The sequence below is a fragment of the Tenacibaculum larymnensis genome (assembly GCF_028829235.1).
Classification (GTDB): domain Bacteria; phylum Bacteroidota; class Bacteroidia; order Flavobacteriales; family Flavobacteriaceae; genus Polaribacter; species Polaribacter larymnensis.
Window position 1 is genome coordinate 180,502 of sequence record NZ_JAIWJY010000006.1, and the last position, 26,004, is coordinate 206,505.

A 26,004-nucleotide genomic window follows, 5' to 3' on the forward strand; every position below is an offset into this window, starting at 1 on the left:
AAGTTTTCGTTGTTAAATATAGTTTTTACGTTAGTTTTTCTTTAAATTTTTGTAAATCTTCTTGAAACGATTTTGGGTTTAAGCCTAGATATTCCTTTGTTTTTATTAAATCAAAGCCAGTTATTGCTGGGCGTTTAGCTCTTTGACATAGAGTAGCTGTAGTAATTGGCTTTATTAGGTTTTTATTTAACTTAAAAACTTCTGCTATTTGCTGTGCTATTTCATAAATACTCAGCAAAGTATTCGACGACACATTAAAAACTCCAAGTGCTCGCTTATCAATTGAAAGCTTGCATGCTAGTGCCAAATCTTCGACATAAGTTGGCATACGAAACTGATCATTTACTATCGTTATTTCTTTTTCTTCTTCTAACATTTGTTTTACCCATAATACTATATTATTACGAGACATATCATATACTTTTCCATATACTAGTATCGTACGTAAAATAGTGTAATCTATTGTAGACTTTGTTAAAACCTCTTCTGATTTTAGTTTTGAAATCCCATAATGACTTAACGGATTTGGAACGTCTGTTTCTTTATATGGACCGTTTTTACCATCAAAAATAAAGTCAGTAGAAATATGAATTAAATGGGTATTATTTTCTTCTGCATAGTTTTTTAGGTACTGAACGACACCTATATTCAATTCATCACAAGCATCTTGATTTGTTTCACAAGCATCAACATTTGTCATTGCTGCTGTATTTACAATAACATCTGGCTTGTATTCAGTTAATTTTTCACGAAGTAACAATTCATCTGTAATATCTATAGAAACATAGTCAAAATCACTTCTTCCACTCCTATTCTCTCCTCTAGAAAAACCTATTACTTGATATTTTTCTTTCTCTTCTAATAAAAGGCTTACTAAAGTTTGCCCAAGCAAACCATTGCTTCCAGTTACAACAACTTTCTTCATTAAAAAATTCTTCTAAGCGTTTCTATTTGTTCTGGTCGACCTAAAACGATTAAATTCCCTCCTGCTTCTAATTTTACAGATGCTTCTGGATTAATGATATAGTCTTTATCAGGAGTACGATATCCAATCACTGTGCATCCTGTTTTTTTTCTTAAATCTAAATCTAAAATTGTTTTGTCAATATATTTTTCAGGTAAACCATTAATAGCTACTTCTTCTAAATTTGCAGTAGTTTCACCCTCTATAGTTAACCTATCAACAAACTCTATAACATCTGGGGTAACGACTAAAGAAGCCATGTGTGAACCTCCTAACTTATCAGGCATAATTACATTATCTGCTCCTGCAATTTTCAACTTACTATACGAAGTTTCTTTTGATGCTCTACTTATTATTTTACAATCTTTATTTAATTGTTTTGCTGTTAACACTACAAACAAGTTATCGGCATCAGAAGGTAAAGCAATTATTAAATTTTTAGCATTCATAATACCAGCTCTTAACAATGTTTCGTCAAGCGTTGCATCTCCTTGAATAGTTAACACTCCTTTTTCATCCAGTTGTCTAGCTATTCCCTCAAACTTTTCAACTACAACTATTTGCTTCTTGTAATTTTTTAACTTTGAAATAGCTTGTTTACCATTTCTTCCGTAACCACACACAATTGTGTGACCTCGTAATTGTTCTATTTGTTTTTGCACTTTTTTTACTTTTAGTTGATGAAAAAATTGCCCACTAATTAAATATTCTGAAAATGAAGAAACCGCGTAACCAAAAATAAATAAACTAGATATTATTAGCCCTATGGTAAATAACTTTTCACCTGTACCAAAAGGGTGTACTTCACCAAAGCCAATAGTACTTATGGTTATAATTGTCATATATAAGGCATCTATTAAAGAGTACCCAAAAAACACTATATAACCCAACATTCCTACTGAAACAATTAGTACAGAATAAGTTATAGCTTTATATAATCTTGACTTAAATACGGTATTTATCATAAATCGAAAACAGAAGTTCTTTTAGTGTAAATCATATCCTTTAAACGCAGTAAAAATGCCATAGTTAAATACAAACCGAAAGACAAACCTACTGTTACAAATGATATGTATATAAAAAACAGACGTACATTGGTAGCTCGCATACCTAAACGGTCTGCAAACCTCGAAGACACGTTAAAACCATGTCGTTCAAAAAAATGTCGTACAGAATGGATAAATTTCATTACACTATTTTTTTCAAGATATAAAAATTCTCATTTAAAATTAAATCTTTTTCTAACTTCACTTCATTATTATATTTTTCTGAGAGACTAAAATAATCTTGATGATTTAACAAATCATAACTTTTGTTCTCAACATAAAAATCATCTTCGATTGTTTGCCAATCTGATGCTTCAGTTTTCACCATTTCATTATTACAAAAGTCGAGTAATTTTTTAAACCCTTTAGATTTTTTTAAATCTTTTTGAAATGAAGCACTTCCTATATAATCTCCTTTTCTTTGTAATATCGAGAAAAAATCAAAAAGTTTATCGGTATCTTTTCTTGACAGAAAAAACAATACTCCCTCTATTAAAACAAATGAAGTTTTGTTTTTTACAATAGGTTTTATTCTTTCTAGTAAATCCTCAACATAATCTTCACTAAAATCAACTCCTACATAATGAATTGTTCTATTTGGTAGTTCTCCTTTTTTTTGAAATTCTTTTATCCTCTCTTCCTTATAATCAATAATTTCTTTTTTATCAATTTCAATATTGATTATACTTTTATCCAACAAAAACGGATACATACTAAAACCTGATCCAAAATTAACAACTACGGCTGGTTTTAACCTTTCAATCTCCTCTAGAAAAAACCTATTTCTTAAACAATGAGCTGAAACTTCTTCTTCACAAACGTTATTAAGATATTTTTCCACTAACTCGTCAGTCCGAGAGTTATTCCAAAGCTTTGCATACATATCTCTACTTAACTCAGCATTTAAAGATCTAAATGTTGATGTAACAAACGCTGTTTCATGTATTTCTATTCCTAGGCCACTCATTAATACGCAAGATACTATTTTCAACTTATTTGTTAACAATGGTTACTTTAAAATAAATTTGGTTTTGGTAACTTTGCTGTTTTTGGTAAAATCCTCACTTTGAAAGAACAAGAATACATAGAAGTTTACGGAGCACGCGCTCATAATTTAAAAAACATTGATATTAAAATTCCTCGTGAAAAACTAGTTGTAATTACTGGTTTGAGTGGAAGTGGAAAGTCTTCTTTGGCTTTTGACACCATTTATGCTGAGGGACAACGTCGTTATATTGAAACGTTTTCTGCTTATGCTCGTCAGTTTTTAGGAGGATTAGAACGTCCTGATGTTGATAAAATAGATGGACTTTCTCCTGTAATTTCTATTGAACAAAAAACTACTAATAAAAGTCCACGTTCTACAGTAGGTACTATTACTGAAATTTATGATTTTCTCCGTTTATTATTTTCTCGAGCAGCAGATGCTTACTCATACAACACAGGCGAGAAAATGGTTAGCTATTCTGACGAACAAATCAGAAATTTAATCTTAAAAGATTTTGACGGAAAGCGCATTGCTATTCTTGCACCTTTAATTAAATCGAGAAAAGGACATTACCGTGAATTATTCGAACAAATTTCTAAACAAGGTTTTGTTCGTGTTCGTGTGGATGGTGAAATTCGTGAGATTGAAAAAGGCATGAAACTCGATCGTTACAAAACACACGATATTGAAGTGGTTATTGATCGTTTAGTTGTAAATAACACCGCAGAAAAACGTTTAGAAGAAACTATAAAAACTGCTTTATACACTGGCGACAATATCTTAATGGTGATTGATGTTGATGATGAAAAACCACGTTATTTTAGCCGTGAACTTATGTGTCCTTCCACGGGAATCGCTTACCCTAACCCAGAACCTAACACTTTTTCGTTCAATTCACCAAAAGGAGCTTGTTCTAAGTGTAATGGACTAGGAATTACAAATGAAATAAATCATCAAAAAGTAATCCCAGACAGTAGTATTTCTATTAAAAATGGAGGAATAGCTCCCCTAGGCGAACAAAAAAATAGTTGGATTTTCAAACAACTTCAAACTATTGCTGAACGCTATAGTTTTAAGTTAACCGACCCTATAAAAAGTATTCCAAAAGAAGCTATGGAGATTATTCTTCATGGCGGAAAAGAAAAGTTTGAAATACAGTCAAAAACTGCTGGTGTTACCAGAAATTATGAAATTGATTTTGAAGGAATCATTGCCTTTATTGAAAATCAATACAAAAACTCAGAAAGCACTTCCATAAAACGTTGGGCTAAAGGTTTTATGGATGAAGTTTCTTGTTCTTCCTGTGATGGAAAGCGCTTAAAAAAAGAAGCACTTCATTTTAAAATTACCGATAAAAATATTAGTGACTTAGCGCAAATGGATGTGCTAGAATTAGCCAGCTGGTTCAAGAATGTAGATAAAAAACTATCAGAAAAACAATTAACTATTGCTGCTGAAATTTTAAAAGAAATACGCACTCGAATTCAGTTTTTGTTAGATGTAGGACTAGATTATTTAACATTAGACCGTACATCAAAATCACTATCTGGTGGAGAAGCACAACGTATCCGACTTGCAACACAAATAGGTTCACAGCTAGTTGGTGTTTTATATATTTTAGATGAACCTAGTATTGGCTTACATCAACGCGATAACCAAAAATTAATTGATTCTCTAATCAAACTTCGTGATGTTGGTAATTCTGTTTTAGTGGTTGAACACGATGAAGACATGATTAAAAACGCTGACTTTGTCCTAGACATTGGCCCGGGCGCTGGCCGACATGGTGGAGAAATTGTTAGTGAAGGTAATTTTGACGATTTAAAAAGTCATGATACCCTTACTGCTGATTATTTATCTGGAAGAAAAGTAATTGAAGTTCCTAAAAAACGTCGTGAAGGAAACGGAAAAACAATTTCTTTAAAAGGTGCTTCTGGAAACAACTTAAAAAATGTTTCTGTTGAGTTTCCTTTAGGTAAAATGATTTGTGTTACTGGCGTTTCAGGTAGTGGTAAATCTACTTTAATTAACGAAACCCTCTACCCTATTTTAAATACTCATATTTATCGAGCAGTAAAAAAACCAATGCCTTATAAAAAAATTGAAGGTTTAGAGCATATTGATAAAGTAATTGATATTGATCAATCTCCTATTGGTAGAACTCCTCGTTCAAATCCCGCTACTTACACTGGAGTCTTTAGTGAAATACGAAGTTTATTTGCAAAAACTCCAGAAGCTTCAATTCGAGGTTATAAACCAGGCCGTTTTAGTTTTAATGTAAAAGGAGGACGCTGTGAAACTTGTCAAGGAGGTGGTGTTCGTGTTATTGAAATGAATTTCTTACCAGATGTTCATGTAGAATGCGAAACCTGTCAAGGAAAACGTTTTAATCGAGAAACATTAGAAATTCGCTATAAAGGAAAATCTATTTCTGATATTTTAGAAATGACAATTAATGAAGCTACAGCATTTTTTGAGCATATCCCTAAAATATACAGAAAACTAAAAACAATTAAAGATGTTGGTTTAGGTTACATTACACTCGGACAACAATCTACTACCCTCTCTGGTGGTGAAGCGCAACGTATTAAATTAGCTTCAGAACTTTCAAAAAGAGATACTGGAAATACTTTTTATATTTTAGATGAACCAACTACCGGTCTTCATTTTGAAGATATTCGTGTATTAATGGATGTTTTAAACAAATTAGCAGATAAAGGAAACACTGTCTTAATAATTGAGCATAATTTAGATGTTATCAAACTAGCCGATTATATTATAGATATAGGTATGGAAGGTGGTAAAAAAGGCGGTAAAGTACTTACTTTTGGGACTCCTGAAGAAGTTTCTGAACACAAAAAAAGCTACACTGCAAAATTCTTAAAAAAAGAGTTAAAAAAATAAAATTACAATATTTCTCATCAATAGATAATTTATTTTATACATATTTTTTTTGATTTTAAATTAGTTTATATAAATTTATGAGCTGATTTTTTGAATAAAAGAATCAATTAAATAGTATTCCCCCCGAAATTATTTAAACATGAGAAAAGAAAAACAATCTGCCTTATTAGCGGATAATTGCCCGCTTATTTGCGAAACGTATAAGAACATAATATCTAAAATAGCTAGATTAAACCCAAATTTTAATTTTAACACGGACATTACCTATAATTGTAATGGAGCTTACGATATTATAAAAAAGACAATTGAAAAAGAAACCTCTCTAAACTTTGTTGTTTTAGATTTAAAACTTTCACCTGCTAAGAACAGAAAAATTTTATCCGGTGAAGATTTAGGCCTTTTAATCAGGAAACTACTTCCAAGTACAAAACTTATTGTTTCAACTGATTGTAATGACAACTATAGAATTCACAATATATTTAAAAGCTTAAACCCTGAAGGTTTTCTTGTTAAAAGTGATCTAACTTCAAAAGAGTTAAAAAACGCTATAAAAAATGTAACAAACAATATTCCTTATTATAGTAAAACTGTTTTAAGCCTTTTGAGAAAAGAAGTTTCTAATAACTTCTCTATTGATTCAATAGACCGACAAATTCTATATGAACTTTCATTGGGTTCTAAAATGAAAGACATGCCTAATTACATACCACTTTCTGCAGCTAGTATTGAAAAGCGAAAACGACATTTAAAGAAAATATTTAACGTTAAAGCTAAAGGAGACAGAGAGTTAATATTAGTAGCCAAAGAAAAGGGATTCATTTAAAAAAATAAAAACTACGGTTTTTCCATACTTTTTTTATGGTTTTTTTTACAAAAAAATAATTATCAACATATAGCTTTGGGAAGATTTAAAATAGCTATCCTTAAAAAACTTATTTACTTTTGAAAGACACATTAATCAATTTAGTACAAAAATTACTTAAGAAAAATAGTATTTCTTTTGACAAAGAAGAATTAGCTTTTCAAATTCAAAGCCATCCTTCTTACCCTAGTTTACATGCAATTACAGGAGTTTTAGATCATTTTAATATTGAAAATGTTGCTGCTGATGTTCCTGTTAACTCAGAAACTCTTTCTCAACTACCCGATTGTTTTATTGCTCAAATAAACAGTGAACATGGTCAAGATTTAATTGTAGTAGAAAGAAAAAAGTCAGATTACATAATTTACGATTCTGAAAACAAAAAAACAAAACTAACAGAAAGTGAGTTTCTAAATAAATTTACTGGAATTATTGTTGCTGTTGAAGAAACTGAGGATTATCAAGCTTCTAAAAACAACTCCAAACTGGTAAAAACTATTGGTTTTTCTCTACTTGCTGTTTTTGCTTTATTTTTTGTTTTTAACAATTCAACTTCGTGGTATAACACCTTTTATTTCTTATTATCAATAACAGGAATTGTTATTAGCATTGCGATCATAAAACAAGAACTTGGATTAAAAACCTCTATTGGTGATGCTTTTTGTTCTGGAGCCGATGATAAAAAAGATTGTGACGCTGTATTAACCTCAAAAGGAGCGGAAATTTTAAAAGGATATAAATTAAGTGACTTTAGCATTCTTTATTTTATAGGCTTATCTCTTTTAACTTTTACCCAAATTTCTAATCCTGTAATTTCATATACTATTAGTTTACTTGCTATACCTATTACTCTATACTCGCTATATTATCAATATGCAGTAGTAAAAAAGTGGTGTCTTTTATGTTTAAGTATTGTTGGAGTGCTTTGGTTACAAGCATTAGCTCCAGTATTAACAAGTAATTACATTAATACTTTTATACTTAGTGATTTTGTTACCTTAGTTCTCATTGCTTCTTTTACTTGGTTAGCTTGGAGCTATATAAAACCTTTGTTTACTGAGGTACAAGAGCTTAAAAAAGAAAAAATAGCAAGTGTTAAATTTAAAAGAAACTACGCTTTATTTGATAGCCTTTTACAAAAGTCGCCTCAACTTGATACTCAATTGACCGATAGCAAAGAAATCGTTTTTGGTAACCCAAACTCTAATCTTGAGATAACAATAGTTACCAATCCTTTTTGTGGGCACTGTAAACCTGTTCATGCTCACGTTGATGAAATCATCAAAAGGTATCATAACAATGTAAAAATTAAAGTAAGGTTTAATATAAGTGTAGAAAATAAGGATAGTGATGTTGTTAAAATTACTAGTAGGCTCATAGAAATATACAATACCAAAGGAGATAAGGAATGCCTCATTGCTATGGATGCCATTTATGAGGGGCAAAAGCCTGCTGTTTGGTTAAAAAAATGGGATGAGTGTACAGACAAAGAAGCCTATATTTCAGAACTCGAAAAAGAAAAAGATTGGTGTACAAAAAATGCGATCAATTTTACTCCGGAAATTCTAATAAACGGGAAATCATTCCCTAAAGAATATAACAGAACTGATTTAATATTATTTATTGAAGATTTGGAAGAAAACTCGCAAACTTCTAATATTTCATTAAAAACAGCATAAAAAAACAAAGCCCTAAAAAGGGCTTTGCGTTTTGAACAAAATTCTCTCGCGAAGAATAGACACACTGGTGAGTGTCTTTAAATGTTCGCCGCAAAAGTAACCTTAATATTTTAATTATGAAAAAACAAATTCTAAATTTAGGTAAAGCTTTAAAAAAAGCGGAACAAGCTCAAATTAACGGAGGTAGAATGCAATGTGACTCTAACAGAGATCGTGTATGTGAATACTATGGTTGGCAATGTGCTGAAACCTACTGCCGCCTAATACTTGAATAGTTATGAAAAAGCAAATTTTAAACATAGGTAAGCTTTTAAACAAGACTGAACAAAAGCAAGTTAAAGGAGGAGCTCCAAGATTTTGTCAATGTGATTCTGATTGTGGGTTTAACTCTCATTGCTGTAGCAATATGTGTTTCCTTGTATCAGCCCCTAATTACCCTACAGGGAATTGTCCTGCAATGGAATGCCCAAATTTCCCAGAATAATTAACTAACTTCTTCTTAACAAAAAGTATTAAATTATGAGAAAATCAATTTTAAACTTAGGAAAAACTTTAAATAAGGCTCAACAAACCCAAATTAATGGTGGTAGAAAAATGTGTGATACAAACAAAGACCGAGTATGTGAAGATTATGGAGATCACTGTGCTGAATTATATTGTGTCTTCGGACCTTTTTAGATAAAAAATTTCAAAATGAAAAAACAAATTCTAAATTTAGGTAAAGCTTTAAGAAAAGTAGAACAAATTCAAATTAACGGAGGTAAAGTGCAATGTGACAATCATTACCAATGTGGAAATGGGTATTGCTGTAATACTGCTGGATGGTGTCAGTTATTTGGTGATCAAGGAAACACAGGATTTTTATGTGATGGTAGTATAATTTAACTAAATTAATTATGAAAAAATCGATATTAAACTTAGGTAAACCTCTAAATAAAACAGAACAAAAAGTTATTCTTGGAGGTTTAGACAAATTCAAGTGTTTAGTTAACTATGGAGATCCTAGATGTTGTACTGCTGAAGAATGTGGGAATACTGGAGGGATTTGGTGCCCTAGTTGTGGAGGTTATGGTACCTCTAATAATTGTGCTTGTTTTTAATAAAAACTAAAATTATGAAAAAAACAATTTTAAATTTAGGAAAGTCTCTAAATAAAATAGAACAAAAATTAATCAATGGTGGAGGAGCTGTAGGTTTTTGTGACGGTCAAGGTAATTGTCCATCAGGTCAATATTGTGAAGGCATATATTGTTATATAGATGATGGAGGTAGTAATGACCCTGGTGGTAACAACTGCACAGGCCCTTGGGAATTTTGTCCTAATGGAGGCGTTAGTTGCACTGGATGTTAATTATAAAAAACTAATATTATGAAAAAACAAATTTTGAGCCTAGGAAAAGCTCTAAATAAAAACAATCAAAAACAGGTAAAAGGAGGTAAAGAAATCCCTGGAGGGTGTAGAACAGACAAAGGTTATTATTGGAACCCTGTAAAAAACTGCTGTTGGACAGATCAGTACAATTGCTGCTATGGAACACTAGAATGTCCTGCTCCTTATCTATAAAATCTTAAATTAATACTTTATGAAAAAATCAATTTTAAGCTTAGGTAAAAATTTAAATAAAACAGAACAAAAACTAGTTAAAGGAGGTTATCACCCTCCTTACTGTAATAACAACAGAGATTGTGGTGATGGTTTTATTTGCAACGGAGCTATTTGTTATCGTCCTTAACAATATAGAATTGTTAATTTATAAGACACCTATACAGGGAAAATTTCCCTGTATATTTTTTTAAACAATTTTAATGACAAGAAAATTCCCAAATTACAAACAGACTGAAGCTAAAGACTGCGGCCCTACTTGTATAAAAATCATAGCTAAGCATTATGGTAAAACTATTAACACACAACAACTAAGAAGTTTAAGTGAAACTACTAGAGAAGGGAGTAGCTTACTTGGTTTAAGTGAAGCTGTCGAGTCCATAGGCTTTAAGTCTTTAGGTATAAAATTAGCTTTTAACAAACTTAAAGAAGCTCCTTTTCCTTGTATTGTTCACTGGAACAAAAACCACTATGTTGTCCTTTATAAGATAAAAAAGGACACCGTTTATATTTCTGATCCTGCTCACGGATTAATTTCTTTCACAAAAGGAGAGTTTATCCAACATTGGATTGGTAACAACGCTGACGAAAACACAGAGGAAGGAATCGCTTTGTTAGTTGAACCAACCCCTAAGTTTTATCAAGAAGAGTTTGAAGAAGATGAAAAGTTTGGATTCTCATTTATTTTTAAATACTTATACAAATACAAGAAATTTATAGTTCAATTAATAATAGGACTTCTTGCTGGTAGTTTGCTTCAACTAATTTTACCTTTTTTAACTCAAAGTGTAGTTGACGTAGGTATTAAAAACCAAGATTTAAACTTTGTATACCTTATCTTATTTGCACAACTGTTTCTTTTTATAGGAAAAGCTTCATTAGAAATTATTCGAAGTTGGATTTTATTACACCTTAGTACTAGAATTAATATTTCTTTAATCTCTGACTTTTTCATCAAACTAATGAAGCTACCTATCTCTTACTTTGATGTAAGAATGACAGGAGATTTATTACAAAGAATTAATGACCACAAACGTATTGAACGAATTTTAACTACATCTTCATTAACAGTACTATTCTCTTTCTTTAATCTTTTAATTTTTAGTTTGGTTTTAGGTTATTACAGCTTACAAATATTTGGGGTGTTTGTATTAGGAAGTGTGCTATATTTTGGTTGGGTGTTGTTCTTCTTTAAAAAACGAAAAGAACTAGATTATAAACGTTTCTCTCAAGTAAGTCAAGAACAAAGCAAAGTTATTGAGCTTATTAATGGAATGCAAGAAATAAAACTTCATAACGCTGAAAGACGCATGCGTTGGAACTGGGAATATGTACAAGCTCGTTTATTTAAAGTGGCCACTAAAAGTCTTGCTTTAGAACAAACCCAAAGTGTGGGATCAAACTTTATTAATGAGCTTAAAAACATGTTCATTACCATACTTTCAGCAAAGTTAGTTATAGATGGACAAATTACTTTAGGTATGATGATGGCTATTAGCTACATAGTTGGTCAATTAAATGGACCTATTACACAACTAATAAATTTCATGAGAGACATACAAGATGCACAAATCTCTTTAGATAGGCTAGGTGAAATACACAACATGGAAGATGAAGAAAAACCTAGTGATGAAAAGGTAACTACCATCCCTGAAAATGCATCTATAAAATTAAATAACATTTCATTTAGATACACTGGTGGTTTAGAACCTGTTTTAAAAGATTTATCACTAGAAATCCCTGCTAATAAAACAACGGCAATAGTAGGTGTTAGTGGTAGTGGTAAAACCACTTTAATGAAGTTGCTGCTTGGTTTCTATCAAGTAGACCAAGGAGATATTATGATAAACAACTTCAATTTGAAAAATATATCACAAAAAGAATGGAGGAGAAATTGTGGAGTTGTAATGCAAGAAGGTTACATCTTTAATGATTCTATAGCTAAAAACATAGCTGTAGGTGAAGATTATGTTGATAAAGAAAAATTAGCTCATGCAATCGATGTAGCTAACATTGGAGATTATATTGAAGGTTTACCATTGGGTTACAATACAAAAATAGGTAGTGAAGGAAACGGATTAAGTACAGGTCAAAAACAACGCTTACTAATTGCTAGATCCGTCTATAAAAACCCTAAATTTTTGTTCTTTGATGAAGCTACTAGTGCATTAGATGCCAATAACGAAAAGGTTATTATGGGTAAGCTTAATGAGTTCTTTGCTGACAAGACAGCTGTGGTAATTGCACACCGATTAAGTACTGTAAAAAATGCCCACCAAATAGTGGTACTTGAAAAAGGAAAAATTATAGAAAAAGGAAGTCACGAAGAGCTAATCAAATTAAAAGGAAGTTATTATCATCTAGTTAAAAACCAACTAGATTTAGGTAAATAAAATATTCTCTCGCTAAGAATAGACACAAACCTTGAGTCTCTTTAAATGTTCAAGGATTCTATCAAATTTTAAATTATTTTAAAATGAAAAAATCAATTTCTAACCTAGGTGAAGCTTTAAATAAAGCTGATCAAAAACAAATTAATGGAGGTCGTATGTTTACCTGTGATGAATTCTGTAGTGCTTCGCCTCAAGCACAACAACTTCAAATTGACCTCTATGGTTATGATGCTTTTCAAATGTGCCCTTGTTAATATCAAACATTTTTAACTATGAAAAAATCAATATTAAAACTAGGTAAAACTTTAAACAAACTTGAACAACAAAAAATCAATGGGAAATTTGGTCAAACTTGTGACGGTTTTGAAATGTATTACGTAAACGATTGTAGTGAATGTATTAATACTATGTTACCTGGAGCCCCTACTCTTTGCCACAATAATTGTTGTGTAATGGCTTACTAAAGTAGTATATAAATAAAATATTCTCGCGCGAAGAATAGACACAAACCTTGAGTGTCTTTAAATATTCAAGGGTTAGTTAAATACTTAATTTTTTTAATCATGAAAAATTCAATTTTAAACTTGGGAAAAACCCTAAACAGAGTAGAACAACAACAAATTAATGGTGGATACATATATACTTGTGAAAAGTTTTGTAGTGTATCTCGTGAAGAACAACAAGACCAAATTGATAGATATGGCTGTTCAGCTTTTAGCTCTTGCCCTTGTTATGTTCCTTGCTAATATTTAATAACCTTAATTATGAAAAAATCAATTTTAAACTTAGGTAAAGTTTTAAATAAAGTTGCACAGCTGCAAATCAATGGAGGAAAGGTAATTGGTTTTCCTTGCTCTAGTTACTTTTTTTGCGCTTTAGATTGCGAAGAAGGAGATGCTTGTGCTGTACCAAATGGTATAGGGGGAGCTAATAGAGGTGTCATAAAAAATGGACAATGTTGCCCTGCTTAACCCTTTAAATAAATAATTATGAAAAAATCAATTTTAAACCTTGGTAAAGGTCTAAGTAAAATAGATCAGAAAACAATTAACGGTGGAGGAAATGAATCATGTCCTCCAATTAACTGCTACTATGGTAATAGTGACACAGAGTTATTTGGTGGTGCTGTTTATTGTGGGAGTTGTAGTGACTATAACAACCTTCCTTCTAGCTGTCAAAACAGAGTTAGAGTTGGGTATTATTGTTTTGGTGTATAATTTTAAAAAAATAAAAATGAAAAAATCAATTTTAAACTTAGGTAAAGAACTAAATAAAAAAGAACTACAAAAGTTAAATGGTGGTTCCTCTAATAACAATTGTTATGTTATAGATGAGGGACCTTATGGAATTTTATGTTCAGATTGTTGTAAACTACAAGGAGATACCTGTGTTCCTGATTACACTCAAATTTGTCAACAATCCTATTAGTCTTTTTTTATCTCTCTACTAAAACTAGTATAAAATATTTTAATCATGAAAAAATCAATTTTAAACTTAGGTAAAGCTTTAAGTAACATAGAGCTAAAACAAATTAAAGGAAGTATTGGTTTTGGTGAATTTGGATGTAAAACCGACTTAGACTGTGATACAGCCAGACTAAGATGTTGTTATGGAATTTGCCTAACTTTTGACTCTCAATACGATAAAACATGTAATCTTCTTTAAAAAATGAAAAAATCAATCTTAAACTTAGGTAAAAACTTAAGCAAAACAGAACAACAGAGTATTAATGGAAGTATTAACGAGTATGGAGAATGTAAAGAGAAATACAGTTTCTTTTGTGGAGTAGAAAATCACGTCTGCTGCAATTATATGTGTGTACTTCCAACTCATGCCGCCTGTAATTCCTAAAAACAAAAAGCAATAGAGGGAAAGTTTTTTCCCTCTATTTTAATCCCTAAATATGCCAAACAATACCCAAGACATAGAAATTCGTAGTGAAGAAGTTCAAGAAATCCTAACTCATGTTCCTAATTGGATGATTCGTTGGGGTAATACTTTACTTCTTGGACTAATAATAATGCTATTATTCATTTCATGGTTTGTAAAATATCCCGATGTTATATCTACAGAGGTAATGGTTACCACTTCTACTCCTCCTGAAAAAATTTATGCTAAATCAACAGGTCAATTTGAAACTTTTTTAACGAGTGAAGGTAAAAATGTCTCTGAAGGTGATGTTTTAGCTGTAATTGAAAACAGCGCTTCTTACAAAGATGTCTTATTACTAAAGAGTATTGCTGATACTATAGAAGTAAATCAACAAAAGTTCTTTTTCCCTGTTGATAAAGTTCCACCTTTAATTTTAGGTGACATAACTTCTAGCTACTCTCAATTTGAAAATGACTACTCTGAATATGTTTTAAACGAGAAATTAACTCCGTTTAAATCTGAAAATTTCGCAAATCAAATGTCTGTTATAGAAGCAAGAGGTAGGTTGCAAATCTTATTATCTCAAAAAGAGTTAAACTTAAAAGAATTGGAGTTTAAAGAAAAAGACTTAGAACGTAGTAGAAAAATGTTTGGTCAAGGGGTTATTTCTGCTAAAGAAAAAGATCAAAAAGAAATAGAGTATTTACAAGCTAAACGATCATACAAAACCCTTGAATCTTCGATTTCACAAATAAGAGAATTAATCAATAATTCTGCTAAAAATTTAGAAGGAACTTCTATAAAAAAAACACAACAAGATACCCGTTTGAAAAAGAAGGCCATTCAATCTTTTTTATACTTGAAAAAAGCCATTAAGGATTGGGAAAAGCAATATGCATTAACTTCTTCAATAGATGGTAAAGTATCCTTCTTATCTTTTTGGAATAAAAATCAAACTGTTAATACGGGAGATCTAATATTCACCATTATTCCTAACAAAGGAAATTCATTTATCGGAAAAATAGAAGCTCCTGCTGCCAACTCTGGAAAGATAAAAAAAGGACAAAAGGTTCAGATTAAACTATTAAACTACCCTTCTGATGAATTTGGTGAATTAAACGGAAAAGTAAAATCTATATCTCTTATACCTAATGAAAAAGGCAACTACCTCGTAGATGTAGAATTACCCCAAAATTTAGAAACTACATACAATAAAACAATCCCCTTTAGGCAAGAAATGAAAGGTGCCGCAGACATAGTAACTGAAGACTTACGCTTGATAGAACGTTTTTTCTATCAACTTAAAAATATTATTAAATAAAAATTCTCTCGCGAAGAATAGACACAAACCTTGAGTGTCTTTAAACTGTTCAAGGGTTTTTATCAAATTTAAATTATTTTAAAATGAAAAAATCAATTTTAAACTTAGGTAAAGCTTTAAATAAAGCTGATCAAAAACAAATTAATGGTGGATTCGGTTCTGGTTCTTGTACTGGAAGTGGAAGCAGATGCTGTGTACAAACTCAATGGGGACAATTCTGTGATGCAGGAAGATGTACACAATACGGTTGCATTTGGTATTAAACTTAATAATTAATAACCTAAAATTTTAAATCATGAAAAAATCAATCTTAAACTTAGGCAAAGTTTTAAATAAAACTGATCAAAAACAAATTAATGGAGGTATTGCTCGTGGCTGTACTCAGGATGGCGTAATGTGTTGTGAATCTACCTCTTGGGGGAACTTATGTGCACCTGGAAGATGTGATAGATTTGGTTGCATTTGGTACTAATATTAAAGTTTTAATCATGAAAAAATCAATCTTAAACTTAGGTAAAGTTTTAAATAAAACTAATCAAAAACAAATATCAGGTGGGTACCCCCAAATACCTGATGAAGAGAAATGTAAAGACTACTGTTTTTTTCAACGTTTTGATAGTGTCTTTTATTTAGACTGCTGCCCCACATAAAAATTAAACTAATATTTTATAGTATTCCTGTATTATAACTGATAGAGGGAACAAATCCCTCTATCTTTAGATTTTAAATAAAAAAACTTTCGCGAAGAATAGACGCAAACCTTGAGTGTCTTTAAATGTTCAAGGATTATTTATTTTAAAATTTTTAATCATGAAAAAATCAATTTTAAATTTAGGTAAAACTTTAACTATAGCTAATCAAAAACAAATTAAAGGAGGAAACAAACTTAACGACCCATGTCCATGCACCTCTTCTTATACAGATAATGGAGACGGTTCTTGTATGTATCCCGCTTTATTTCCAGAGGGGTTTTACTGTTACGGTGAAATACAAGGAGGTCAATGTTGTGAAAGCTAAATATTCTTAATCATGAAAAAATCAATTCTAAACATAGGTAACATTTTAAACAAAACTGAACAAAAAACAATAAGTGGTGGTACGCCAATTACACATGAAGGCGACCCATGTCATGTAATAGAAGGAGAAAGAGTTCCTAGCGGGTGCCCATGCTCTGGAAATTTTGATTGTGTATCTGGAACATGTTATAGCCCTGGACCAGGTGCTATCGATGTATGTTATTAACATTACTTTTTAATTAAGCAACCCGAAATTAGGGTTGCTTTCTTTTATATACTAAGTTTTTTGTTTTTTTCTCTAAATCTTTTAAAAAAAAGCTAAATTAGCAGGCTTGCTAAAAATCAAATTTTGGCAGTTTAATTTGTTATTTAATATAAAAGTAGAAGAATTATGAGTCCGAATGATGACAGAAAAATTAGAGAAAAACTACAGCAAAAAACTTGGAACGAAATAAAAACAAATGACTCTTGGGCAATATTTAAAATTATGTCTGAGTTTGTAGAAGGTTATGAAAAACTTAGTAAAATAGGTCCTTGTGTTTCTATTTTTGGATCAGCACGTACAAAAACCGATGATCCTCACTATAAATTAGCAGAAGAAGTAGCTTTTAAATTAACACAAAGTGGTTTTGGAGTAATTACTGGCGGTGGTCCTGGTATTATGGAAGCTGGTAATAAAGGAGCTCACCGAGGAAAAGGTACATCAGTAGGTTTAAACATTGATCTTCCTTTTGAACAACATGATAACCCATGGATTGATGGTGATAAAAACTTGAACTTTGATTATTTCTTTGTTCGTAAAGTAATGTTTGTAAAATACTCTCAAGGGTTTGTTGTAATGCCTGGTGGTTTTGGTACAATGGACGAACTATTTGAAGCAATTACTTTAATTCAAACTAACAAAATTGGTCGATTCCCTATTGTTCTAATTGGTAGAAAGTTTTGGGCTGGTTTATTAGACTGGATTAAGAACACCTTAATTGAGGAAGGTAACATTAGCGAAAAAGATTTAAACTTATTTAGAGTTGTTGATACTGCAGATGAAGCTGTTGAACACTTTAATAAATTCTATGCTAAATATCAGCTAAAACCAAACTTCTAAAAATATTTATCTTTAAAGCTCATTGAAAATTCAATGAGCTTTTTTATTTTCACAAGGTTTATTAAATATTTTTATAACCCTTCTTAAAACAGACCCTGTATAATATTGAAACAGAAAACACTCCTCTTATTATGTGCTATCATCTTGTATTGCTTTAAAATAGTAGCACAAGAAAATTCTGTTGAAATAAAAGCTAAATTAGATATATACAACGATGTAATTCATATTCTACAAAAAACAACACTTTATAATCACTCTTCTTCTAATCTAAATTATATTTTTTTACACAACTGGGCTAATAGTTATAAAAATGACGACACTCCTTTAGCTAAACGTTTTATTGAAGATTATAGAAAAACTTTTCATTTTTCAAAAGATAAAGATCGAGGCTATAGCATAGTAAGAAACTTAACTGTTAACTTTAAACAAGTATCATTTAAAGAAGTAAAGAATCAACAAGATATTATTAAAGTATCTCTTAATAAGCCCTTAAAACCAAAAGATAGTTTAATACTCCGTACCTCATATTCTGTAAAAATACCAAATGCAAAATATACAGGATATGGAAAAACAAAAACAGGGTATCATTTACGGTTTTGGTACATAACTCCTGCTGTATATGATAAAAAGTGGCAGTTAATGAGTAACTTAAATTTAGATGATTTATACGAAGAACTCTCTAATTACTCAATTTCTATAGATATACCTAAGAATTATCATATAGAAAGTAACTTATATCAGTATAAAACTGAAAATGATAATTATACCAACTATTATTTAGTTGGAGCAAAAAAAAAGGATATTATACTTCATATTGATACAGTAAGAACTTTTAAATCTTTTAAATTAAAAGATAAAGAGATAAAAACAGATGCTTATCTAAGAAAAATATCTAATAACGAGACCACCAAAATTATAAATAGACAAATACAATTTATAGAAGACTTTATTGGTAAACACCCACACCCTGAAATCCTTGTAGATTCACGTACCATAAACAAAAACTCTCTACATGAAATTTATGGTCTTCCTAGTTGGTTAAAACCTTTTCCTAAAAACTTTAGATGGGAAACAGGATTTTTTAAAGCACTTACTCAAAAGTATTTCGATGATGTAATTATTCAAAAACCGAGAAAAGATTATTGGTTAACGGATGGATTACAAACTTATTTAATGATGGAGTATGTAAAAAAATACTATCCAGAAGTTACTTTTCTAGGTAAATACTCCAAGTATTGGCCCATAAAAACCTATAACATTGCCAAATTAAAACAGAACGATAAATATCCTCTTGTTTATCAATTTAGTTCTCGTAAGTTTTATGATCAACCTTTAACAACCTCTAGTGACTCTCTTTCTAACTTTAACAGGAAAGTAGTAAGTAAGTATAAAGCTGGTTTAGGAATTAAATATTTACATGACTTTGTTGGAGATAGCATCTTAAAAGAAACTGTAAAAGAATTTTACATTAAAAATCAATTAACGCCCTCAAGCAGTAAATCCTTTGCTGAGATTATTCAAAAGAAAACTTCAAAAGATTTGCAATGGTTTTTTGGTGATTATCTTACTACCGATAAAAAAATTGACTACAAAATAAAAAAAGTATCCTACTCCAAAAAAAAAGATTCTCTATTTGTAACCATCAAAAACAAAAGAGATTTTACAGCTCCCGTAGCACTTTATGGTATTCAAAAGAAAAATATAAAACTTAAAACTTGGGTTACCAATGTAGATTCTACCAAAACAGTAAAAATTAAAAGAGGCAACTTTAACAAGCTAGCTTTGAATTATGAAAATAATTATCCTGAATTTAATTCCCTTAACAATTTTAGAAATGTAAATAATAGCATTATAAGTAAACCTATTCAGTTTCGTTTTTTTAAAGATTTTGAGAACCCATACTATAATCAACTATTCTATTATCCTGATATTAAATACAATTTATATGATGGATTAATACTTGGGGTAAACATAAATAACAGATCACTCGTCAGTCATAACTTTCAATTCAGTTTAACTCCTAACTATGGTCTTAAAAGTAGAAACTTAACCGGATCATTCTCTGTAGGATACAATCATTTTTTAAGAGACTCTAAAGTTTATAAAATACGATATGGAATTTCAGGAAGTAACTTTCATTACGCACCTGAATTAGGATACAATACTTTAAGCCCATTTATTAATTTTCAATTCAGAAGAAATACGCTCCGTGATATTGGTTCTAAATTCTTAATAGCCCGTATGGTTAGTGTTGATAAAGAAGTTGCTCCTAACAACACTCAAAGTGACCAAGACAAGTATAATATTTTTAACCTACGCTATATCAACAACAAATTTGATGCTATACACAGAATTAGATATGCTGCTAATCTTGAGATAAACTCTAATTTTAGTAAAATATCTACTGATTTTCGTTATAGAAAGTTTTTTACCGCTAATGAAAGTTTTGAAGTTCGTTTTTTTGGTGGACTCTTTTTATCTAATAAAACAGAAGGAAATTACTTTAGCTTTGGATTAAACCGTGGTAACGATTATTTATTTGAGCAAAACCTATTTGGGCGTTCTGAAAATGAAGGTTTTTTCAGTCAGCAATTTGTTGTAGGACAAGGAGGTTTCAAATCTAATTTTAAAGAACCTTATTTTGCTAATCAACTTATAACATCTATTAATACTAGCGTAAGTTTATGGAAGTGGGCTGAAATTTATAATGATGTTGCTATGTTGAAAAACAAAAACACTTCTCCTAAATTTTTCTATGAAAATGGTATTCGATTAAACTTCCTTCCTGAAATATTTGAATTTTACTTGCCTATATACACCAACGAAGGTTTTGAAATTAATAAGAGAGCCTATCCTTCAAAAATTAGATTCATCATTACAACGGATATTGATAGAATTTATAACTTTATAAGAAGAGGTATATTATAGATACTTCAATAATATCTTGTTTTTTCTCTTTTTTTTGAAAAATATTCAATGAAAATAGAAATTTTTAAATTTCAACTAAAAAACCTATCTTTGTAACCATACCTAAATTAGATGATTATGACGCAAAATACCGAAATAGCTAATACTCAACAGCTTTCTTTTCAAGATTTTAAAGATGAAGTTTTAAAGGACTATAGAATTGCTCGTATTAGTCGAGAATGTAGTTTATTAGGGAGAAGAGAAGTTTTAACAGGTAAAGCTAAATTTGGAATTTTTGGAGATGGTAAAGAAGTACCACAGTTAGCTATGGCTAAAGCTTTTCAAAATGGAGACTTCAGATCAGGTTATTATCGTGATCAAACATTTATGATGGCTATTGGAGAATTAACTCCACAACATTTTTTTGCAGGTTTATATGCTCATACTGATATTGATGTTGAACCTATGTCTGCTGGTCGTCAAATGGGAGGACATTTTGCAACGCATTCTATAGATGAAAATGGAAACTGGAAAAACTTAACAGCTCAAAAAAATTCATCAGCAGATATTTCTCCTACAGCAGGTCAAATGCCTCGTTTATTAGGATTAGCACAAGCATCTAAAATTTACAGAAATGTTGAAGGTTTAGAAAATCACACGAACTTCTCAATCAACGGTAACGAAGTTGCTTGGGGTACTATTGGTAATGCTAGTACTAGTGAGGGGTTATTCTTTGAAACAATTAATGCTGCTGGTGTTCTACAAGTTCCAATGATAATGAATGTTTGGGATGATGAGTACGGAATTTCAGTACATGCACGCCACCAAACAACTAAAGAAAGTATTTCTGAAATATTAAAAGGATTCCAACGTGAAAATGAAAGTAACGGATATGAGATTTTCGTAGTAAATGGTTGGGATTATGTTCAGTTAATTGACACTTACAATAAAGCTTCTCAAATTGCAAGAGAACAACATATTCCTGTATTAATTCACGTAAAAGAGTTAACACAACCTCAAGGGCATTCAACTTCTGGTTCACATGAACGTTATAAATCAAAAGAACGCTTACAATGGGAACAAGACTTTGATTGTATTGCCCAAATGCGTAAGTGGATTTTAGAATTTGAATTAGAAAATGAAGATGGAGAAACTTTAAAGTTTATTGATTCTGAAGAGGATTTAATCAACATTGAAAAAGAAGCAAAAAAAGAAGTAAGTAAGGCAAAACGTGATGCTTGGAGTGCTTATACAAATGAAATAAAAGCAGAAGTAGCTGAAGCTATTTCTTTATTAGAAACCATTGCTCAAAAAAGCAATAATGGTTCTTTCATTACAAAATATAAAAATGATTTAGCCGCTATTTCTGAACCTATTAGAAAAGATATTTTAGTAGCTGCTCGTAAAACTTTACGTTATTTAAGAGATGAAGATTTTGCTGAAAAAACGGCACTTAAAAACTTCATCAAAGCTTCAATTGACAAAGCTGCTGTAAAATATTCTGCACATTTATTAAGTGAAACTGAATTAGCAACTGAAAATATTGCTGCAGAAGCTCCAACTTATGCTGCAGAAAAAAATATTGTAGATGCACGTATTATTATGCGTGATAATTTTGATGCTATTTTAGCTAAACACCCAGAAGTATTAATTTTTGGTGAAGATGCTGGATATATTGGTGATGTAAACCAAGGATTGGAAGGCTTGCAAGAAAAATTTGGTGAGTTACGTGTTTCTGACACAGGAATTCGAGAAGCTACCATTTTAGGTCAAGGTATTGGAATGGCAATGCGTGGATTACGTCCTATTGCTGAAATTCAATATTTAGACTATTTATTATATGCTTTACAAATTATGAGTGACGATTTAGCAACGCTACGTTATCGTACTTTTGGAAAGCAAAAAGCTCCATTAATTATCCGTACCCGTGGACATCGTTTAGAAGGAATTTGGCATTCAGGTTCACCAATGGGTGGAATAATAAACAACGTAAGAGGAATTCATGTATTAGTTCCTCGTAACATGACGAAAGCTGCTGGTTTCTATAACACTTTATTAGAAGGTGACGATCCTGCTTTAGTAGTAGAGTGTTTAAACGGATATCGTTTAAAAGAAGAGTTACCAACAAACTTAGGAGACTTTAAAACTCCAATTGGTGTTGTTGAAACAATCAAAGAAGGAACAGATATTACAATTGTTTCTTACGGTTCTACCTTACGAATTGTTGAAGAAGCTGCTAAAGATTTAGCACAAGTAGGTATAGATGTAGAAATTGTAGATGCACAAAGTTTATTACCTTTTGACTTGAATCATGACACTGTAAAGTCGGTTGCAAAAACAAATCGTCTGTTAGTTGTTGACGAAGATGTACCTGGTGGAGCTTCAGCATATTTATTACAAGAAATTGTTGAGAATCAAAATGGTTACAAACATTTAGATAGCAAACCACAAACCTTAACTGCTAAAGCACATAGACCTGCTTATGGTACCGATGGAGATTATTTCTCTAAACCATCTGCAGAAGATATTTTTGAAAAAGTATACGAAATCATGAACGAAGCAAACCCTGCTAAATTTAAGAGTTTGTATTAATAACTATTTTTCAAAATAGATTAAAATAAAAAAAAACGATTTTAGAATATTCTAAAATCGTTTTTTTATTAGTCTTTTTTATAATTATTCAGCTGTTTTCTCTGCTACTTCCTCAGTAGCCGTTGCTGCTTCCTGAGCATCTAAAGGTTGATTTTTCGACTCGTAATCTTCTATTTTATTCTCTATAACTGTAATAAACTTAGAAGAAGATAAATCTGAATTATTTATAACATCTTTCAATGCTTTTATTCTTTCTGTCATTGTTGGTTGAGTATTTGCTATTCCTGCAAATTTAGCCGTTGCTATATCAACTTGATCATTTGTAATGTTAGAAGTTTTCACCCAACCTTCTTCAATATACTTTCCTTCAGACCTTTTTCCTTTAACCTTAATCCAATCTCCTTGAGTTTCAGTTACAGCAATAATATCCATAATGCTGTATTTTTTTTCTGTTTTAGTAAGTAAATCTGGTCTTTTATAAACTACTGCTTCTTCTAACATAGCTCCCACTTTACCATTAACAGCTAAAAAGGTAGATCTAGTCCATCCTTCTTTTCCGTCAATTAACTTTACCTTGTAATACTCCTTCTTCGAAACAGAATCTATAGTTTCATCTCCTGTTAAGGTTACTTTTTCACCTAAGCTAATAGAAGTAATCCATTTCCCTTTGGCAGAAGCACTTTCTCTAATAGATAGTTTATCTAATAAACAAATTGCTGAAGCTGATTTTTCTTCTTTTTCACTAATAGATTCTTCAATTGTTGAAGCTTCTCCATTGTTTTTTGAATTTTTGTTGTCTTTACAACCTACACAGATAGTAGATACTAATGTAATAGCAATTAATACTTTTTTCATTTTTATAAATTTTTGTCGCAAATATATCATTTTATTAATTAATTTGATATGTTTTTTATATTGATACTACTACAGCTATAACTGAAATTAAAAACAAAAAGCCTGTTAAAGCGACTGGAAAAAAATAATGCTTCAGATCAACAATAGTAGCTTTACTCATATCCTTTTTATGTACATAAACCTTTATCGTTTCTCCTTCCATGCAATGCATTTTAAACATGTACTTTTTAGCATCGCTATTCTCCGTTCGTTCATACAATTCACCCCTTACAGTATAATTATATGTTATTTTTGCAGTTGGTACTCTAGTTTTTATTCCTATAACTTCATACTTTACATCAACAACCTTTCCCTTAACTACTTCTCCAAACTTAAAAAGAAGGTAATTACGTAATGTATAAACAAATACTAAAAGAGACAAAACGCTAGTTATAACTACAAATATCATATTGTTTATTTTTTTAATAACTTACTTCCTATAGCGCATTGTAAACAACATTTCTTTGCGCAATAATTATTTTTAAGCTCTAATAAAGCTTGAGATTCAAATGCATTATTTGCTTTAATTTTTAACTCCAAAAACTTACTTATAATCGAATTATTTTCTGGTTTCAACTGTTTTATTAATTGTAACAAACCTTCTTGATCAACCTCTCCTCTAGCCTGTTCATAAACAAACTTTAAAGGAATAATCGTATTAATAATTAACAAGTCAACAAATGATTTTGTAAGCCTTTTATCTGATTTCTTTGATTCTGATTCAAATGTATAATGTGTTTTCCAAAAATCATTCACCTCACCTGTAAATAAGTCATAAAAGTCCTCTACTTTATTTATATCTATTAATCTTGAAAACAAATTTTGATACTTGTTATATAAAGCTATCAATTGAGTTATTCTAATCGTAGGAAAGTTATTCGGGCGCATTCTAAAAAACTGAAATCTATGCTTAGCTATTGGTTTTAACCTATATTTATGCCGTATGTAAGCATATTCTTTTTGTAGTTGTAGATAATAAGTTCCCTCTAGTTCTTGCTCTAAGAATCCAGCTTGCCCAAACAATAAAGCTGATAATTGTTCTTCACTGAATCGAACTTTACGCAATACAGAAAAATCAAACGACTGAGCTAATTGCAAAAAAACCTCTCCATTTACTTTTAATCCGAAGTTTTTAGCTAGTAATTGAAATAGTACTGCTTCATAATCATTATTTGATTTTTCTAATAATTCTTTTATTACAATCGACTTATTCTCCAGCCGTTCAAAATACAAGCGCTCTAACCAGTTATTCAATATAAAAGAACTAGTTTCAGCTATTTGCTTTTCACAAGGAATCCATCGCTGCTCTTTTAAAAACAGCTTTTTATAGTTTTCTAATACTTCTTTTTGAACAAAACTTTGTAATTCTACTGTCGGAATTGGATGATTGTTTTTCATAAACACATCTGCATCATGCTCCCACACAACATGTAAAATAACCGCATCATAATTCACATCCTTTTCATGATGATGTGCATACCAATCTGATGATTTTATATGAATTTCAACATTTCCAACCCATAACTGCTCATCAATTTTTAATTTTGCATTTAGAAAATCAGGTCCTGAATTTGTATTATGACTTCCAGAATCTATAACCTCAACGATTTCTCTTTTTACTGATATTAAATTTGTACTGTTAAATAATTTGTATTGCCACAAAAAGTGTAAAAATTCTTCTTTCATTTGCTTTCTTTTTCATTCTCAATGTACAAAATATTTCTATGACACTATCAATATTAATTATTCGAAGTATTTTTAGGCAACTTTTTATTCCTCTATTTTTGCTAAATAAGTTACTGTAGAGAAATCTACAAAGTAATTAAGTGAAGGAATATATCAATTTCAAGACAAATCTTGA

General features: G+C 30.6%; 35 protein-coding genes. 28 read left to right on the forward strand and 7 right to left on the reverse strand.

Annotated features, from left to right (window positions below; all coding sequences use genetic code 11):
* Window positions 1-25: 25 nt before the first annotated feature.
* Genes LCI24_RS10575 through LCI24_RS10590 form a run of 4 tightly spaced genes read right to left on the reverse strand, consistent with a single transcriptional unit; the run spans window position 26 to window position 2,977 of the window.
* The gene (locus tag LCI24_RS10575; RefSeq protein WP_274640342.1) at window positions 26-925 is read right to left on the reverse strand and encodes an SDR family oxidoreductase; all 900 of its coding nucleotides are present in this window, start codon (window positions 923-925) and stop codon (window positions 26-28) included.
* Window positions 925-1,929: a potassium channel family protein gene (locus LCI24_RS10580; protein ID WP_274640343.1), complete on the reverse strand. Its 1,005-nt coding sequence runs from the start codon at window positions 1,927-1,929 to the stop codon at window positions 925-927. Before LCI24_RS10580 ends, LCI24_RS10575 begins: the two co-directional genes overlap by 1 nt.
* Window positions 1,926-2,153, reverse strand: coding sequence for a PspC family transcriptional regulator (locus LCI24_RS10585; protein WP_099214064.1), 228 nt, complete (start codon window positions 2,151-2,153; stop codon window positions 1,926-1,928). Before LCI24_RS10585 ends, LCI24_RS10580 begins: the two co-directional genes overlap by 4 nt.
* Window positions 2,153-2,977, reverse strand: coding sequence for a class I SAM-dependent methyltransferase (locus LCI24_RS10590; RefSeq protein ID WP_274640344.1), 825 nt, complete (start codon window positions 2,975-2,977; stop codon window positions 2,153-2,155). The genes LCI24_RS10585 and LCI24_RS10590 overlap by 1 nt, the downstream gene beginning before the upstream one ends.
* Before the next feature lie 99 nt (window positions 2,978-3,076).
* On the opposite strand from LCI24_RS10590, the gene uvrA reads away from it, so the two are divergent.
* The 28 genes from uvrA to LCI24_RS10730 all read left to right on the forward strand — a co-directional run bounded on the left by uvrA (window position 3,077) and on the right by LCI24_RS10730 (window position 23,249).
* Window positions 3,077-5,902, forward strand: coding sequence for an excinuclease ABC subunit UvrA (uvrA, locus tag LCI24_RS10595; RefSeq protein ID WP_274640345.1), 2,826 nt, complete (start codon window positions 3,077-3,079; stop codon window positions 5,900-5,902).
* Window positions 5,903-6,041: 139 nt separating this feature from the next.
* Window positions 6,042-6,725 carry a response regulator transcription factor gene (locus LCI24_RS10600; RefSeq protein WP_099214061.1) on the forward strand — a complete coding sequence of 228 codons (684 nt, stop codon included), beginning with the start codon at window positions 6,042-6,044 and terminating at the stop codon, window positions 6,723-6,725.
* A 119-nt stretch (window positions 6,726-6,844) separates the two neighbouring features.
* Window positions 6,845-8,443 carry a vitamin K epoxide reductase family protein gene (locus tag LCI24_RS10605; RefSeq protein WP_274640346.1) on the forward strand — a complete coding sequence of 533 codons (1,599 nt, stop codon included), beginning with the start codon at window positions 6,845-6,847 and terminating at the stop codon, window positions 8,441-8,443.
* Window positions 8,444-8,559: 116 nt separating this feature from the next.
* A complete protein-coding gene (locus LCI24_RS10610) occupies window positions 8,560-8,718 on the forward strand; it encodes a hypothetical protein (RefSeq protein WP_164723453.1) in 159 nt (52 codons plus the stop codon).
* Between the two features lie 2 nt (window positions 8,719-8,720).
* Complete coding sequence (locus LCI24_RS10615; RefSeq protein WP_099214059.1) at window positions 8,721-8,927, forward strand: hypothetical protein; 207 nt, start codon at window positions 8,721-8,723, stop codon at window positions 8,925-8,927.
* Window positions 8,928-8,962: 35 nt separating this feature from the next.
* Window positions 8,963-9,121: a hypothetical protein gene (locus LCI24_RS10620; RefSeq protein ID WP_274640347.1), complete on the forward strand. Its 159-nt coding sequence runs from the start codon at window positions 8,963-8,965 to the stop codon at window positions 9,119-9,121.
* Window positions 9,122-9,136: 15 nt separating this feature from the next.
* A complete protein-coding gene (locus tag LCI24_RS10625) occupies window positions 9,137-9,328 on the forward strand; it encodes a hypothetical protein (protein ID WP_274640348.1) in 192 nt (63 codons plus the stop codon).
* Between the two features lie 11 nt (window positions 9,329-9,339).
* Window positions 9,340-9,543 (forward strand): hypothetical protein, encoded by a 204-nt coding sequence (locus tag LCI24_RS10630; RefSeq protein ID WP_274640349.1) that lies wholly within the window; start codon window positions 9,340-9,342, stop codon window positions 9,541-9,543.
* A gap of 14 nt (window positions 9,544-9,557) precedes the next feature.
* Window positions 9,558-9,794: a hypothetical protein gene (locus LCI24_RS10635; protein ID WP_121148312.1), complete on the forward strand. Its 237-nt coding sequence runs from the start codon at window positions 9,558-9,560 to the stop codon at window positions 9,792-9,794.
* A gap of 18 nt (window positions 9,795-9,812) precedes the next feature.
* The gene (locus tag LCI24_RS10640; RefSeq protein ID WP_274640350.1) at window positions 9,813-10,007 is read left to right on the forward strand and encodes a hypothetical protein; all 195 of its coding nucleotides are present in this window, start codon (window positions 9,813-9,815) and stop codon (window positions 10,005-10,007) included.
* 19 nt (window positions 10,008-10,026) lie between these two features.
* Window positions 10,027-10,176: a hypothetical protein gene (locus tag LCI24_RS10645; RefSeq protein ID WP_274640351.1), complete on the forward strand. Its 150-nt coding sequence runs from the start codon at window positions 10,027-10,029 to the stop codon at window positions 10,174-10,176.
* 73 nt (window positions 10,177-10,249) lie between these two features.
* The gene (locus tag LCI24_RS10650; RefSeq protein WP_274640352.1) at window positions 10,250-12,439 is read left to right on the forward strand and encodes a peptidase domain-containing ABC transporter; all 2,190 of its coding nucleotides are present in this window, start codon (window positions 10,250-10,252) and stop codon (window positions 12,437-12,439) included.
* Between the two features lie 83 nt (window positions 12,440-12,522).
* Entirely contained in the window at window positions 12,523-12,693 is a 171-nt protein-coding gene (locus tag LCI24_RS10655; protein ID WP_274640353.1) for a hypothetical protein, read from the forward strand.
* An 18-nt stretch (window positions 12,694-12,711) separates the two neighbouring features.
* Entirely contained in the window at window positions 12,712-12,903 is a 192-nt protein-coding gene (locus LCI24_RS10660) for a hypothetical protein (RefSeq protein ID WP_274640354.1), read from the forward strand.
* Between the two features lie 99 nt (window positions 12,904-13,002).
* On the forward strand, window positions 13,003-13,185 hold the full coding sequence (locus tag LCI24_RS10665) for a hypothetical protein (RefSeq protein WP_274640355.1): 183 nt from the start codon (window positions 13,003-13,005) through the stop codon (window positions 13,183-13,185).
* An 18-nt stretch (window positions 13,186-13,203) separates the two neighbouring features.
* Entirely contained in the window at window positions 13,204-13,410 is a 207-nt protein-coding gene (locus LCI24_RS10670; RefSeq protein ID WP_274640356.1) for a hypothetical protein, read from the forward strand.
* Window positions 13,411-13,428: 18 nt separating this feature from the next.
* A complete protein-coding gene (locus tag LCI24_RS10675; protein ID WP_099214051.1) occupies window positions 13,429-13,656 on the forward strand; it encodes a hypothetical protein in 228 nt (75 codons plus the stop codon).
* A 16-nt stretch (window positions 13,657-13,672) separates the two neighbouring features.
* Window positions 13,673-13,867 (forward strand): hypothetical protein, encoded by a 195-nt coding sequence (locus LCI24_RS10680; RefSeq protein WP_274640357.1) that lies wholly within the window; start codon window positions 13,673-13,675, stop codon window positions 13,865-13,867.
* 45 nt (window positions 13,868-13,912) lie between these two features.
* Window positions 13,913-14,104: a hypothetical protein gene (locus tag LCI24_RS10685; RefSeq protein WP_099214050.1), complete on the forward strand. Its 192-nt coding sequence runs from the start codon at window positions 13,913-13,915 to the stop codon at window positions 14,102-14,104.
* A gap of 3 nt (window positions 14,105-14,107) precedes the next feature.
* Window positions 14,108-14,290, forward strand: coding sequence for a hypothetical protein (locus LCI24_RS10690; RefSeq protein WP_141554021.1), 183 nt, complete (start codon window positions 14,108-14,110; stop codon window positions 14,288-14,290).
* Window positions 14,291-14,342: 52 nt separating this feature from the next.
* Window positions 14,343-15,632, forward strand: coding sequence for an HlyD family secretion protein (locus tag LCI24_RS10695; protein WP_274640358.1), 1,290 nt, complete (start codon window positions 14,343-14,345; stop codon window positions 15,630-15,632).
* 83 nt (window positions 15,633-15,715) lie between these two features.
* The gene (locus LCI24_RS10700) at window positions 15,716-15,895 is read left to right on the forward strand and encodes a hypothetical protein (protein ID WP_274640359.1); all 180 of its coding nucleotides are present in this window, start codon (window positions 15,716-15,718) and stop codon (window positions 15,893-15,895) included.
* 32 nt (window positions 15,896-15,927) lie between these two features.
* Window positions 15,928-16,104, forward strand: a complete 177-nt coding sequence (locus tag LCI24_RS10705) for a hypothetical protein (RefSeq protein WP_176550525.1) — start codon at window positions 15,928-15,930, stop codon at window positions 16,102-16,104.
* 338 nt (window positions 16,105-16,442) lie between these two features.
* Entirely contained in the window at window positions 16,443-16,649 is a 207-nt protein-coding gene (locus LCI24_RS10710) for a hypothetical protein (protein ID WP_274640360.1), read from the forward strand.
* 12 nt (window positions 16,650-16,661) lie between these two features.
* Complete coding sequence (locus LCI24_RS10715; RefSeq protein WP_274640361.1) at window positions 16,662-16,874, forward strand: hypothetical protein; 213 nt, start codon at window positions 16,662-16,664, stop codon at window positions 16,872-16,874.
* Between the two features lie 165 nt (window positions 16,875-17,039).
* Window positions 17,040-17,750 (forward strand): LOG family protein, encoded by a 711-nt coding sequence (locus LCI24_RS10720; protein WP_274640362.1) that lies wholly within the window; start codon window positions 17,040-17,042, stop codon window positions 17,748-17,750.
* 105 nt (window positions 17,751-17,855) lie between these two features.
* Window positions 17,856-20,678 carry a gluzincin family metallopeptidase gene (locus tag LCI24_RS10725; RefSeq protein WP_274640363.1) on the forward strand — a complete coding sequence of 941 codons (2,823 nt, stop codon included), beginning with the start codon at window positions 17,856-17,858 and terminating at the stop codon, window positions 20,676-20,678.
* Window positions 20,679-20,795: 117 nt separating this feature from the next.
* Entirely contained in the window at window positions 20,796-23,249 is a 2,454-nt protein-coding gene (locus LCI24_RS10730) for an alpha-ketoacid dehydrogenase subunit alpha/beta (RefSeq protein WP_274640364.1), read from the forward strand.
* Window positions 23,250-23,333: 84 nt separating this feature from the next.
* Here LCI24_RS10730 and LCI24_RS10735 read toward each other — a convergent pair whose 3' ends face one another.
* From LCI24_RS10735 to LCI24_RS10745, 3 genes are read right to left on the reverse strand one after another with little or no spacing between them, the layout of a single operon-like run.
* Window positions 23,334-24,104, reverse strand: coding sequence for an SH3 domain-containing protein (locus tag LCI24_RS10735; protein ID WP_274640365.1), 771 nt, complete (start codon window positions 24,102-24,104; stop codon window positions 23,334-23,336).
* 55 nt (window positions 24,105-24,159) lie between these two features.
* Window positions 24,160-24,552 carry a DUF3592 domain-containing protein gene (locus LCI24_RS10740; protein ID WP_274640366.1) on the reverse strand — a complete coding sequence of 131 codons (393 nt, stop codon included), beginning with the start codon at window positions 24,550-24,552 and terminating at the stop codon, window positions 24,160-24,162.
* Window positions 24,553-24,557: 5 nt separating this feature from the next.
* Window positions 24,558-25,829 (reverse strand): DUF2851 family protein, encoded by a 1,272-nt coding sequence (locus LCI24_RS10745; RefSeq protein WP_274640367.1) that lies wholly within the window; start codon window positions 25,827-25,829, stop codon window positions 24,558-24,560.
* Window positions 25,830-26,004 lie beyond the last annotated feature (175 nt).